The 13,049-nt window shown below is 65.2% G+C and carries 13 protein-coding genes; 5 read left to right on the top strand and 8 right to left on the bottom strand.

Features of this window, described 5'->3' with window-relative positions:
- Window positions 1-11 precede the first annotated feature (11 nt).
- Window positions 12-1,694: an isovaleryl-CoA dehydrogenase gene (locus Q0982_RS01550; RefSeq protein WP_299391148.1), complete on the top strand. Its 1,683-nt coding sequence runs from the start codon at window positions 12-14 to the stop codon at window positions 1,692-1,694.
- A 287-nt stretch (window positions 1,695-1,981) separates the two neighbouring features.
- On the top strand, window positions 1,982-2,329 hold the full coding sequence (locus Q0982_RS01545; RefSeq protein ID WP_299391146.1) for an META domain-containing protein: 348 nt from the start codon (window positions 1,982-1,984) through the stop codon (window positions 2,327-2,329).
- 36 nt (window positions 2,330-2,365) lie between these two features.
- Here the strand turns inward: Q0982_RS01545 and Q0982_RS01540 are convergent, their stop codons facing one another.
- The 3 genes from Q0982_RS01540 to Q0982_RS01530 all read right to left on the bottom strand — a co-directional run bounded on the left by Q0982_RS01540 (window position 2,366) and on the right by Q0982_RS01530 (window position 5,216).
- Entirely contained in the window at window positions 2,366-3,331 is a 966-nt protein-coding gene (locus Q0982_RS01540) for a ChaN family lipoprotein (RefSeq protein WP_299391145.1), read from the bottom strand.
- A gap of 85 nt (window positions 3,332-3,416) precedes the next feature.
- Complete coding sequence (locus Q0982_RS01535) at window positions 3,417-4,691, bottom strand: amidohydrolase family protein (protein ID WP_299391143.1); 1,275 nt, start codon at window positions 4,689-4,691, stop codon at window positions 3,417-3,419.
- A gap of 234 nt (window positions 4,692-4,925) precedes the next feature.
- Window positions 4,926-5,216, bottom strand: a complete 291-nt coding sequence (locus Q0982_RS01530; protein ID WP_299391141.1) for a DUF6356 family protein — start codon at window positions 5,214-5,216, stop codon at window positions 4,926-4,928.
- A gap of 174 nt (window positions 5,217-5,390) precedes the next feature.
- On the opposite strand from Q0982_RS01530, the gene Q0982_RS01525 reads away from it, so the two are divergent.
- A complete protein-coding gene (locus tag Q0982_RS01525) occupies window positions 5,391-5,852 on the top strand; it encodes an Lrp/AsnC family transcriptional regulator (RefSeq protein ID WP_299391139.1) in 462 nt (153 codons plus the stop codon).
- 32 nt (window positions 5,853-5,884) lie between these two features.
- Here the strand turns inward: Q0982_RS01525 and Q0982_RS01520 are convergent, their stop codons facing one another.
- From Q0982_RS01520 to Q0982_RS01505, 4 genes are all read right to left on the bottom strand, one after another.
- Complete coding sequence (locus Q0982_RS01520; RefSeq protein ID WP_299391138.1) at window positions 5,885-6,457, bottom strand: hypothetical protein; 573 nt, start codon at window positions 6,455-6,457, stop codon at window positions 5,885-5,887.
- Window positions 6,458-6,538: 81 nt separating this feature from the next.
- The gene (gene speB, locus Q0982_RS01515; RefSeq protein ID WP_299391136.1) at window positions 6,539-7,504 is read right to left on the bottom strand and encodes an agmatinase; all 966 of its coding nucleotides are present in this window, start codon (window positions 7,502-7,504) and stop codon (window positions 6,539-6,541) included.
- A 157-nt stretch (window positions 7,505-7,661) separates the two neighbouring features.
- The gene (locus Q0982_RS01510) at window positions 7,662-8,696 is read right to left on the bottom strand and encodes a DUF1835 domain-containing protein (protein ID WP_299391134.1); all 1,035 of its coding nucleotides are present in this window, start codon (window positions 8,694-8,696) and stop codon (window positions 7,662-7,664) included.
- Window positions 8,697-8,892: 196 nt separating this feature from the next.
- A complete protein-coding gene (locus tag Q0982_RS01505; protein ID WP_299391133.1) occupies window positions 8,893-9,360 on the bottom strand; it encodes a hypothetical protein in 468 nt (155 codons plus the stop codon).
- Between the two features lie 579 nt (window positions 9,361-9,939).
- Here Q0982_RS01505 and Q0982_RS01500 point away from each other — a divergent pair.
- Window positions 9,940-11,727, top strand: coding sequence for an ABC transporter ATP-binding protein (locus Q0982_RS01500; RefSeq protein ID WP_299391131.1), 1,788 nt, complete (start codon window positions 9,940-9,942; stop codon window positions 11,725-11,727).
- 313 nt (window positions 11,728-12,040) lie between these two features.
- Here Q0982_RS01500 and Q0982_RS01495 read toward each other — a convergent pair whose 3' ends face one another.
- The gene (locus Q0982_RS01495) at window positions 12,041-12,520 is read right to left on the bottom strand and encodes a DM13 domain-containing protein (protein ID WP_299391129.1); all 480 of its coding nucleotides are present in this window, start codon (window positions 12,518-12,520) and stop codon (window positions 12,041-12,043) included.
- Window positions 12,521-12,818: 298 nt separating this feature from the next.
- On the opposite strand from Q0982_RS01495, the gene Q0982_RS01490 reads away from it, so the two are divergent.
- On the top strand, window positions 12,819-13,049 hold a 231-nt coding region (locus Q0982_RS01490), incomplete at its 3' end, for a hypothetical protein (protein WP_299391127.1).

The raw sequence follows: 13,049 nt of genomic DNA, 5'->3' as shown, positions 1-13,049 counted from the left end.
AGGAGGCGGCGATGTCGGAACAGAGCTTTGCCACCCACGAGGTCACCAACCAGAGCCCGCCCTTCGAGGATGTGAACCTCTTTCTCAGCGACGCGGCGCTGCGCGAGGCTGTCGAGCGGGAAGGCGGCGGCGCGGAGGCGCAGGACCTGGCGGCCTTCGGCGCCGCCACAGGCTCGGCGCGCGGCTTTGAGATCGGCCGTCTGGCAAACGAGAACCTGCCGAAGCTCCACCGCTTCGACCAGAAGGGCTTTCCGGCGGACCGCATCGAGTTCCATCCGGCCTACCACGAAGCGATGACCATGAGCTGCGCCGCCGGTCTGCACTGCAGCCCTTGGGAGCATCTGAAAGATGGCGGGGGCGGTCCGCCGCCGGGAGCGCATGTGGCACGCCTCGCGCGGCTCTACATGATGACCCAGATGGAACCGGGCCATGTCTGCCCGATCACCATGACCAATGCGGCCGTGCCGACCCTGCTTCTGCAGGCGGAGCTTGCCGAGCCGCTGCTGCCCAAGATGCTGTCGCGGCGCTACGACCCGGCCTTCAAGCCCATGACGGAGAAGACCGGTGCCACCATCGGCATGGGCATGACCGAGAAGCAGGGCGGCACCGACGTGCGTGCCAACACCACAACCGCGCAGCCGGCCGGCGCCGGCGGGCCGGGGGCGGAATACGTCCTGGTGGGCCACAAGTGGTTCCTCTCTGCGCCCATGTGCGATGCATTCCTGATGCTGGCCCAGGCGCCGGCTGGCCTCTCCTGTTTCCTGGTTCCGCGCTTTCTGCCGGACGGATCGGTCAATCCGCTGCGCCTGCAGCGGCTGAAGGACAAACTCGGCAACCGCTCCAACGCCTCCTCAGAGGTCGAACTGCAGGGCGTGCATGGCTGGCTGGTGGGCGAGGAGGGACGGGGCATCGCCACCATCATCGAGATGGTCACCATGACGCGCCTGGACTGCGCCGTGGCTTCCGCCGGGCAGATGCGTCTCGCGCTGGCGCAGGCCGTCCGCCATTGCCGCCACCGCAACGTCTTTCAGAAGCGGCTCGTCGATCAGCCGCTGATGACCCAGGTGCTGGCCGACATGGCCCTGGACGTCGAGGCGGCGACGGCGCTCGCCTTTCGCCTGGCGCGCGCGTTCGACGAGGCCGCGCAAAGCGATGAGGCGGCGGCCTGGCGGCGCCTGATGACGCCGGTGACCAAGTACTGGGTCTGCAAGATCGCCCCGGCTCTGGGCTACGAGGCTATGGAATGCCTGGGCGGGAACGGTTACGTCGAGGACGGCTTGGCGGCGCGGCTTTACCGGGAACTGCCGCTGAACGCCATCTGGGAAGGCTCGGGCAATGTCATGTGTCTGGACGTGCTGCGCGTACTGTCTCAGGACAGTGCTGCCGTGGCCCTGGTGTTGGAAGAACTCGACGAGGCGAGCGCGGGCGACAAGGCCCTGGCGTCCGCGATCGGCGACCTGCGCGCGAGACTGGCCGATCCCCAGGGCCTGGAGGCCGGGGCGCGGTGGTTTGTCGAGCGGCTGGCCGTCACCGCCGCGGCCGCGATTCTGCGCCGGCATGCTCCGGCGGCGGTGGCCGATGCCTTTGTCGCCAGCCGCCTCGGCGGCGGGTTCCGCCATACCTACGGATGCGGTGCGGCGCATGCCGGCAGCCGCACCATCGTCGATCGCGCGATGCCGGCGGAAGGCGGCTAGCAATCCTGTGGTGACGTTTGTGTCCGGGACTTCAACCGCGGCGAAAATCTGAGTTACCGGGACAGGCCAGGCATTCGAGGGGCTGGAAAACCACTGACGGTTAGCGGTAGCCTGGGAGGGTTGAGGTGGCGCAGCCGGGGGTCCGAAGGGCGGCTGGAGTGAGGAGCGGGGTTATGGGTCAGGTGTTTCGGATGCGCGGCGTGGCCGGCGTACGGGCGGTTGCGGCGTGGGGCGCTGTCGCGGCCCTCTTGGGCGCATGTTCTCTGGCCGTCGATGAACGGGACGAGATGGCCGAACAGATCTACGGCCGAACCTGGATTGCCAGTCAGATCGACGGGCAGCCTGTTGTCCCGGGGATTGTATCCGATCTGCTGATCGCTGCCGACGGCAAGGTCAGCGGAAATGCCGGCTGCAACAGTTACTTCGGGTCGGCGATTGTCGACAACGATGCCATGGCCTTCGGGAACCTGGGCACCACCAAAAAGGCCTGTCCCGGTCCCGCCATGGGGCAGGAAGACCGCATGCTGCAGGCCCTGGACAGCACCCGGGGCTATCGCCTGGATCAGGAGGACCTGCTGCTTCTGGATGCCGGCGGCAATACGGTTCTGCGCCTGACGCTGGGGCAGAGCGCCTGACCACCCCTGCGGTGAGCGCTTCGACGGCCTGCCGCCTCAGCCTTTCATTTGGCGGCGGAACTTCTCGCAGAGGTCTTCTTCGTCGACCCGGGCCGTGAACCAGACGAAGTCGAACTTCGCCTCATCGAAGGAGGAGTAGGTTTCGGCGATCTCCTCGCCCCGTACCACCTCGATGATGGCCAAGCTGAAGACGTCCTCTCCGAGGCGCCAGGGCACGCCCCAATCCTCGCGGACGTGTTGGCCGCCGGCGATCAGGATGGCGCCGTCGCCGCTGTCGGCCTCGCGCAGGCTGGCACTCATCCAGGCGTCGCGCAGCCGCTGCACGTCGGCCATGCCCGGCAACATTCGCTCCGGCAGCATTCTGCAGTGGGAGTCCGCGAGGATTCCGGTGAGCTCGTCGAGTTGAGCCTCGGAGTACTCCAGAGTCCAATTGAGCCGTTCGATCTCAGCCGCTGTGAGCGGCTCGCCGCGCCCGACGGCCCTGGTCGCCTCCGGCGAAGCGTTGCCGGGCGCCATGGTCATGCCGTGCTTCAGGGCGGCTTCGGCGATCGGGCGATAGCTCGACCAGGCCGGCCAGCCGCGTGCTTCCCAGGAGAGCGCATCGCCGAGGCCATCGACAGTCCGGGCCGTGGCGGCGCGGAGCGTCTGCGCGTGGGCCGGTTCCGCCATCTCCCAAACCACGGCGGGCCGGCGGCCGGCGGCGCCGATGGCATCAACGATGCGCGCCTGCAGACGATGATGTTCGGGGTTGTCGTGCTTCTCGCCCAGCAGGACCCATTTGGCCCTGGCCGCTGCCGCCACAAGATCGGCCTCGGTGGCCCGCAGGCCGGTCCGGGTGTCCCAGATACTGCCGACCAGGGCGTGGTCCTGAAGCAGCAGCCCCTCCGTGCTGGCGCCGGCCGGCGACAGGGGCTGGATCGAAAGCGCGGCAGCCGCCAGAACGAAGCCGGCTGCAACAAGTCCGGCGGCGCGAAGCCTCTCCGCAAACCAACGATGTCTCATCTCTGTCCGCCTGCCTCCCGGTCACTCTCTGCCGAGGACATAGCTGGGCGGCGGTGAAAGTCCACGCGGCGGAGCGCCGCAGCGCCTACTCGGCTGCGACCCGGCCCAGCTCGGCATCGCCGCCAGGGCTCTTGTGGAACACGCCGTTTTTCATGATGGCATTCAGGTTCTCGGCTTTCTGCAGCAGGGTCACATCCTTGGCCGGGTCGCCGTTCACCAGCAGCAGGTCGGCCAGATAGCCCTCTTCGATGAGTCCGGTGTCCATCTCCATCAGCTCGCCGCCCAGCTTGGTGGCCGCGGCAATCGCCTCCAGCGGGGTGAAGTCGAGCAGCTTCACGAAGTGCTCCAGATCTCGGGCGTTGGTGCCGATCGGGTTCCAGGCAAAGCCGTAGTCGCCGCCCGGCAGCACCCGCAGACCGCGCTTGCGCAGCAGCTTCATGTTCTCGACGCACATCTCCAGTTCGCGGGCGAAGTAGACGGCGACCGGGTGATCCTTGTCGATGCCCCATTTGGCGCCTTCGCCCCGAGAGGTCGCGTACATGATACCCATGGCCGGCGCGACGAAGACGTCGTCCTTGCGCGCCTCGAGCATGTCCAGTGCTTCCTCGTCGCAGAGCGTCGCGTGGTAGATCACGTCGACACCGTTGCGTGCGCACATCTTCACCGATTCCGCTGAGCGGGCATGAGCCGCGACCTTTTTCCCGCGCGAGCGCGCAACCTCGCAGACGGCGGCCACCTCGGCCTCGTTCATCACGGTCTGATGCGCGCGGGCGAAGGGCACGAACTCGTCGCCGGAGGGATTGATCTTCAGGGTGTCGACACCTTCGCGGCACATCTCCCGCGCGGTGCGCAGGAACTCATCGGCGCCGTCGCAGCAGATCGCAAAGGTCTCGCGGTACATATGGGCGCGCCGGACATCGCCCAGACCGCCCGTCACCGTCAGTTCCGGGCTGGCGGCGCGCATGCGCGGGCCGGGAATGATGCCCTCGTCGATGGCGTTGCGGATCACCACATCCAGCCGCGCCTTGGCCGCGGCGGCCGAGAACAGCGCCGTGAAGCCCTGATCCAGCATCTTGCGGGCATAGGTCATGGTTTTGAGGGTGTGCTCCTCGGGCGGAATGTCGCCGAGGCCCTCCAGGTTCGGAGTGTCGCAGAAACTGATATGGGCGTGGGACTCAATGAGCCCGGGCATCAGCGTCTGGCCGCCGCCGTCCACCACCGTGGCGCCGTCCCGCGAAAGGCCATCGGCCGACCGGGCGACGCTCTTGATCCGGTTGCCTTCGACCAGAACCGCGCCGGCGAAAGGCGCCTCGCCGGAGCCATCGATGATCTGCACATTGGTGAAAAGCGTCGCGCTCATGATCTCTCCTCCGGTTGGCTGGGCCGGTCGACCTATTCATGCGGTCGCGCCGCCGTCGCTCTTTTGATTTTTTGATGCCGTGGGAGGGCGATGGATCATGCCCCGCTCGGCAGCGGGACAAGTCTAGCAGCTTTGCGCAGCAGGTTCCTGTGTTTCCCCCGGGACTGGTTTCCGCCGGGTGCGCGCCCCGAGATCAGGGAAAGGTGTTGAACGGCTGCAGCAGTGTGGGGCCGGTCAGGCGGCGCTGCGCTCGCTCTGTAGGGCCGGTGTCTGGGCCGGTGTCTGGGCCGATGTTTGGGCGCCCGCCTGGCTGTCGCGATGGCGGTTGAGCACCATACGGTCGTGGAGTTTGGTGATCATCTGGCTGCCGTACTTCTCAAACAGGAAGGGCAGCAAGGCATGGATCAGGCAGGCCAGGCTCGCCACCGCCATACGCCAGGAAAATCCCCAGGCGGAGGCCATGTGCTGCCTGTAGGTCTCGCCCACCGAGGCCGGATGTTCTTCGAACAGGGAACGCAAAGGCACCGGATCAACTCCATAAAGTCCTGGCTGCGCGGCCCGACGGCCGCTGCCGGCCATTGCTGACGACACGGCAGAGCATATCGAGGATTCGGGGGCAGGATCTTGCAAACTTGCGCAAAATCGGCATAATAGGGGAAAAATTTTTCCAATATTTCTGTATTTGAGGTGAAATCAACCTTGGATGATGTCGATCGCAGAATCCTTAAGGTTCTGCAGGAGAGAGCTGATCTTCCCGTTGCGGAGATCGCCGAGCAGGTGGGGCTCTCGGCCTCGCCCTGCTGGCGCCGAATTCAGAAGATGGAGGCGGAGGGGATCATCGAGCGGCGCGTCGCGCTCCTGAACCCGGAGAAGATGAATGTCGGGGTGACGGTCTTTGTCGCGATCCGGACGTCCCGGCACGACGAGGACTGGCTCAACGACTTTGCCGCCAAGGTCACCCGCATTCCCGAGGTGGTGGAACTCTACCGCATGAGCGGCGAGATCGACTATATGCTGCGGATCGTGGTTCCCGACATCAAGGCCTACGATACGGTGTACAAGCGTCTGATCGCTGCGGTGCCGCTGTTTGACGTCAGTTCGTCCTTCGCCATGGAGGCGATCAAGTACACCACGGCCCTGCCGGTCGACTACGCGACCTGAAGCAGGGGACGGTGCCTGGCAGTGGCGGCTCGTTACTCCGGCAGCGCGAAGCTGCTGCTGACGCGGTGCACCCTGTATCGGTTGCCGCTGACGAAGTGCTCGTACTCGAAGACCTCGGGATCCAGCCGGATGATCCGGTAAGCATCGTAAAGCTCGGGACTGGTGGTGTCGGCCTCCAGAAGCGTGTCGCCGTCGATCCAGCCCTTGGTGGACAGGAAGTAGACCGGGCCGGAAACCGCCCACTCGCCGACCTCGATCTGCTCGCGGAAGTCGCCGTCCGGCTCGTAGAAGCGGAAGGTGATCAGGAAAACCCCGTCCGGGAAGGTCTCGACCGTCCAGCGCTTCATCTTGCCGCCGGCCCGCTGCTGCTCGCCGTACCAGCGTCCGACCAGCACGTCGCGCGGTGTGACGGCCTCGTCGTCCGACAGCATGGCTTCCGAGTCGGTGGTGGCGGGGCCGCGTATGGCGGCATTCACCTGTTGCGACCACGCGGCCAAGACCAGGCAGGCCAGGATCGTGATCACGGCGCCAAGCAGCAAACCCTGACGTTTGCTGTCCACCTTGGCGGCATGGGCCCGGGCGCGGGCCGCTCTGTACTTCCTCATGGTCGCCTCCTGCATCGCTGTCACGGCCCTCGTGGCCGTTAACCATACCATTGAAATTGCAGGACTATTTTAACCGATCCTTTACGATTTGGCGACGACTTCGCTGAGCAGACAGAGAATCTCATACATCATGGTGGCGCCGACCAGGGCTGTGGCCCCGCTGGGGTCGAAAGGCGGGGCCACTTCGACCACATCGCCGCCAACAAGGTTAACGCCGCGCAGGCCGCGGATCATGCGCTGGGCTTCATGGGTGGTGAAGCCGCCGATCTCCGGCGTGCCGGTCCCGGGGGCGTAGACCGGGTCGAGCCCATCGACGTCAAAGGAGACGTAGGTCGGCCCGTCACCGACGACGCGGCGGGCCTCCTGAATGACCGCCTCCACACCCAGATCGTAGAACTCCTCGATGGTGATGACCCGGATGCCCTGCTCCAAACCCCAATCCATGTCGTGGCTGGTGTAGAGGGAGCCGCGGATGCCGATCTGGACGGTGCGCCTGGGATCGAGCAGGCCCTCTTCGATGGCGCGGCGAAAGGGCGTGCCATGGGTCAGCTTGTGTTCGCCGAAGTAGCGGTCGTTGGTATCGGTATGGGCATCGAAGTGCACCATGCCCACAGGCTGCGTGCGGGCGATGGCGCGCAGGATTGGAAGGCTGGCCAGATGGTCCCCGCCGGCCGAAAGCGGCAGGATGCCGGCGGCATGGACCTTGCCGTAGAAGGCTTCGATGCGGCCGATGGTATCCTGAAGGTCGATAGGATTGACCGGCGTATCGCCCAGGTCGGCGCAGTTCGCGAGGTCGAAAGGCCTGATACCGCTGACATGATGCACGTTGCGCACGAGGGTCGAGAGATCGCGGATCTGCCGCGGTCCGTGCCGTGCGCCGGCGCGGTTCGTCGTGCCCCCGTCCCAGGGCACGCCGATCAGGCCGATCTGCACGTCTTCCACCTCGTCCAGAGGGACGTGCGGCAGGCGCATGAAGGTGGGAATGCCCGCATAGCGCGGCAGGTCGAAGCCGGAGACCGGTTTGTAGGAGCGGGGCTTCTTCGCCATAAAGTGATTGTGGTCCCGAGCCTCGTGCATGCAGGCGGCACTGCATACACCTGTGCGACAGGGTGACGCGATGGCAGGCGATGCACAATACGCGCTTTCTGCGAAGCAGAGGGTGGGATTCGTCTTCCGGTCGCGTTTCCCGGACCGATCTGCTGGATCAGGCGGGCCCGGTGACCGCGCGGCCCTGCTCCGGGTCCCAGAGATAGGGTGGGTTCTGCCCGACCAGATGAAGGCCGCCGATCCAGCGGTCCAGGCGCGCGTGATCCAACCAGTCGCACTTTCCGTCGAGAAGATCGCGGCCAAGCTTGGTCAGTTCGATCGGGTCGCGCCACTCCGAAAACGCGGTGACCGCCGGCGCGGGCGCCCGGGCCAGCCCCGCCAGCAAGGGCCAGAACATGGCATCGCCCAGGTAGGGCTGTGGGTCCAGATCCCGCATGAGCCGGGCGAAGACCCGGCCCGGCGTATCGGCGCCGTCGGCGATGGCGGTGAGCGTGAGCTGCTCGGTCAACCCGAGCCCGGAGCCGAGCCAGGGCAGTTCCTGCAGATGTCGCAGCAGCGCTTGGCGCGCAAAGGGCAGGGCGCCGGACACCGTGTCGAGGCTGTCCTGCAGGGCCAGCGGGTCACCGCTGCTGTATGCGGCCCAGAGCGCTGCGGCGTCGTCGAACTGCGCCTGGGTGATCGCTGTTTCGCGGCCCCAGAGCTGGGCCAACTGATCGGGTGCGAGTTGGCCCAGGCCGAGAAAGCGGTCGACCCCTGCGAAACCGTCGATGGTGATCAGGAAGAGGCGGTCATGCAGCGCCGGGCGCCCGCCAAGCTCGTCTAGGAGACGCAGGAGAACGGCCTGATCGTAGAGATCGTGCTCGAACCAAAGGACGATCTTCGCATAGCGGTCCAGCTTTTCCAGACCCTCGGCTTCGCCTTCCAGCTTCTGCAGGACCGAGGCGGCATCGCCGACGTCCTTGTACGTCGATGCGATGACGTCCGCGCGGTGACGGCGCAGTGCGCCCGGAGCGTGGTTCGAGGACAGCGGTCCCTGGCACAAGGGGTCGGAGACTTCGAGGAAGCTTCCAGGTATGCCCGCCGCCTGCAGGCCCTCGTAGATGTCGCTGCCGCAGCGGATGTGAAGGACCGCCACGTCTGAAGGGGTCAGCGGCAGGAAGGGGCGTAGATCAAGGGCGGCTGCTTGGGACATCGGTCACTCCGGGGCGTTCGCTCACACTGGGCACGAGCAATGCTGCAACCCATAGCACAGCGGGCTCCGCCATTGCAGCGCCTTTCAGGCCAGGAGACTCACCGCTCCGGATCTCGGTTTCTAAGAGGCGCCCGCGCCGCAGGGGCACGACGAACCTGTGCATCCTGCAGCGCGGAACACCGGGCGGTCCGGCGTATCAGCCGGTCGACTCGTGGCACATGCCCCAGGTCTGTTCGGGGCCGTTGGTGCCAGGCGGCTTGTAGGTGCCGCTGCACGATGCAATCAGGTCGTCCGTGCATTCGGCATAGCCGCCGGGACCGGAGCCCTCGCCGCAGTACCAGTCCGCCAACTCGTGCGGTGGCGCAGCGAAGCTGCCGGGGCCCGTGGGGCGGCCGGGGCGTGCCTTTATCTTCGACATGCCTTGGTTTTGCGCCCCGACGTTGACGTGCGGTTTGGACCGCACAAAGACCTCGCGGGCCGGTTTGGGCGGCAGCGGACGCAGCTTTATCGCGTCACTTGCCGGGGCCCCGTTCGCTTGGGGAAGAGGCCGGTTTTCGCCGGCTTGGGCTTCGACCACGGCGGCCGAGGCCAGGAGGGAGACCGCAACGGCGAGGACCGGGGCGGTGATGAGCAGGCGCGTGCCTGCTCCAACGGTGCTACGCATGATCCATCTCCTCATTCACTGACTGATCCGTCCTGGAAGGGAAGCGTCACCTGCGTAGTTCTGTCGTCTAGGCAGCGGGCGTAGGTTCAAAGGCAGTTCTGAGTAAATGCGCGTCCAGTTCGACCGCGCAGTCCGTCACCGTGGATACCTCTTTTGTGCTCGCGGCTTTGCGCGTGCGGGCGCGCCCTAACAGATTTGTCACTTTTCAGCGGCGCGGCTTTGTGGCACAACGGCAGTTCCGTTGGGCGCCGTGCGCGCGCCCTTGGCAAAGACACTTAGAGGAAGAGGGATAGCGGATGCTTAGCATCATGTTCGACATCGTCGCGTCCCGCGTCTTTGCGCCACCCTGTTAAGCCGGTGGCACTACGGCCCGGGACGTTGACCGGGCCGGCGGATCTCTCCATTCCAGATCTTTCAGGCTCACGTGGCACCCAGCCGCTGCACGTGCGCCTCCTGACCTTCTCCGCTTGAGCCTTCGGTCGCTCTCCCTGTGTGGTGGCGCGCGCCGCGCCGCCTGAGATGGTTCAGAAGATAAGGAGGCCGCCACGCAGTGCGTACTGCGGGGCGGCACAGAAAACCATGAAGAACAAGTTCGGTTTCCGCGACGCCGCGGCATTTGTGGGCCGTTACTGGCTGCAGGTCCGCTGGCTGCTTGGCGGCGCATTCTTCACCATGGCCTTGGCGACGCTCTGCGATGTTTTTCTGCCGCTCTTTGCGGGTCGGCTGATCGACGCGCTGGCGGACGTCGCCCTGAACGAGCGCAGCGCCCAGATCGGCGCCGCATATGCGGCCCTTGCGGCCTTCGTTGCTATCTCGCTCGGGTTCTATCTCTTTCGCGAGGTGTCCTATCGATTCTGGATACCGATAGCGACGATCACCATGCGGCGGATCGTCTGCGATGCTTTCTACCGCGTGCAACGGTTCTCCGCCGACTGGCAGGCCAACAGCTTCGCCGGGGCGACGGTGCGCAAGATCTCGCGCGGCATGTGGGCCTATGACGAATTCGCCGACACCATCTACATCGGCTTTCTGCCCGCCGCCATCGTTCTGGTCGGCGTGACCGCGAACCTGATGGCCCATTGGCTGTTGATGGGTCTGTTCGTGCTGGTCGCGTCTATCGCCTATGTGGTGCTCAGCATCGCCTTGGCATCGCGCTACGTGGCACCGGCCAATGTCGTGATGAACAAGTCGGATTCCGCCATGGGCGCGGCCATGGCCGATGCGGTCACCTGCAACGCGGCGGTGAAGTCCTTCGGCGCGGAACTGCGGGAGGACAAGCGCTTCTTCGACGTGGCCGACCGCTGGCGCCGCCATGCACGCTGGGCATGGTCGCGCGAAATCAACAGCGGCACCGTGCTTTCGGCCATGTCGATGCTGCTGCAGGGCGGCCTTCTGTCGCTGGCGCTCTGGTACTGGTCGAAGGGGCTGGCGACAGCCGGTGATGTGACCTTCGTGATGACGAGCTACTTCGTCGTGCACGGCTACCTGCGCGAAATCGGTCATCACGTCCGCAACATGCAAAAGGCGATCAACGAGATCGAAGACCTGGTCGGCTTCGAGCAACAGGACATCGGCGTTGCCGACAGCGCCAATGCCAAGCCGTTGGCCGCCGATCAGGGCGCCATCGCCTTCGATGGCGTGACCTTCCGCTACGGCAACCAGGAGCGGCCGATCTATGCCGACTTCTCGCTGCAGATCGCAGCGGGGGAGCGTGTGGCGCTGGTCGGGCCGTCGGGAAGCGGCAAGTCGACCTTCGTGAAGCTGGTGCAGCGTCTCTACGATGTCGATGCGGGCCGCATTCTGATCGACGGACAGAACGTGGCGGAGGCGACCCAGGAAAGCCTGCGCCAGGCGATCGCCCTGGTGCCGCAGGATCCGGCGCTGTTTCACCGCAGCCTGGCGGAAAACATCGCCTACGCCCGGCCGGAAGCCAGTCAGGCAGAGATCGAAGCAGCGGCGCGGCGCGCCTACGCGCACGATTTCATCACCCGCCTGCCTCAGGGCTACGAAACCCTGGTGGGTGAACGCGGGGTGAAGCTGTCCGGCGGCGAACGCCAGCGGGTGGCCCTGGCCCGCGCCTTTCTGGCCGATGCGCCGATCCTGATTCTCGATGAGGCGACAAGCAGTCTGGACTCGATCACCGAAACCCAGATCCAGGAAGCCATCGAGGAGTTGATGGAGGGACGGACCACGATCGTCATCGCACACCGGCTGTCGACGGTGCGCAGCGTCGACCGCATCCTGGTTTTCCGTGACGGCGCAATCGTGGAGCAGGGCAGCCAGGCGGAGTTGCTGGCACGGCATGACGGCCACTTCAAGAAGCTGCATGCCATGCAGGTTCAGGGGCTCATTCTGGATGGCAGCTGATGGCTGTGAAGGTCAGGGTTCCTGCGGGTTTTCCACCCGGAAACTGAAGTGAAAGAAACAAAAAAACCGATGGCGAGACACAGAGCAGAAACAAGGCGCGCCTAGATTTCTCGTCATTGACCTGCCCCTATCCCGGAAGGCTAACCCCATCTCCCAGCAGTCCGGGATACCAGGGATTACCCAGTCCCTGGGCTGGTGGGGTGCCGCGACAAGCGGTACCCCACCACCATTTTTGAAAAGCGCCCTATTTCAACGCAGTATAGAAAAGCTCGCCGCCTCCTCTATTCATCGAGGAGGCGCTTTTCTTTCCGGCTCAGCGCAGGAGGGAGGCGGGCGAAAACAGCACGCCGAACTGCTCGCACCAGATGACAACTGAATTGTACTTCGAAAGATCGGCATCGGCGGGAATGTCATAATTCTGGTCGCCGATGTTTCCCTTCAGTTGGCCGAGGGCGAGCCACTCGCTCGCGGTCACATCCGACGAAGCGGTGATGTTTTCGGCCGCTACCAGCCAGACTTCCAGGTCCGGGCCGTTGGTGACCTCGAAGTCGCTGAGGCGCAGCGTGCGCCGTCCGTCCGTACCCTGAAAGATCGTCGCCGTGCCGCGGCCGCGGTGGGCGGCATCGGCATCGGAGAAGGTGCCGCGGGCCAGGATCTGATCTGTCTCCGACTGGGAAATGCTTTCGTCCACCACCTGGTCGATCCACAAGGGACTGGCCAGATACCAGAAGGCATTGCCGGCGACAAAGCCGATGCTGCCGGCGAGGAAAGCGACGAGGATGAGCTTCTTCATCTAAAGGTGTCCTTCACTGATCGGGCGACAGGATGGGTCCGGTCGTTTGTAACGTTGATGGGCATCGGCGTGTGTGCGCTTTCACGGGCGTCGGAACCTCCCGCGGCATGGCGCCAGCGATAGCCCAGGTATTGGCGGCCGCGATCAACATCCCGTCACGATCGGGTGACAGCGGCAAGAGCACAGTGTCCAAGGCTCCGCCTGCCTGTCGTCGCGTCCGGTCAGCCCTGCGGCATCTTTCCAGCGATTCAGGGGTCAGGTCTTGCACAAGTCAAGCACAATGAATAGACTGGGCCACATGGCGCGACCCCTTCGGCTTGAGCGGCCTGGCGCCGCTTACTTCATATCGACCCTCGGAAACGCGGGTCTGACGGTCTTTCGCGCGCCGGAGGACTCGCGCCGCTTTCTGGAGATCCTGGGCGAGACCTGCGCACGCTATCGCTGGCGATGCCTGGCCTATTGTCTGATGCCGGACCGCTACAGTCTGGTTGTCGTGACGGAGGCGCCAACGCTTTCGCGCGGCATGCGG

It is taken from the genome of Pelagibius sp. (genome assembly GCF_028281305.1).
In the GTDB taxonomy this organism is placed as follows: domain Bacteria; phylum Pseudomonadota; class Alphaproteobacteria; order Kiloniellales; family Kiloniellaceae; genus Pelagibius.
The sequence above is the reverse complement of the archived record's forward strand: the minus strand, read 5'-3'. Positions and strand labels throughout refer to the sequence as shown.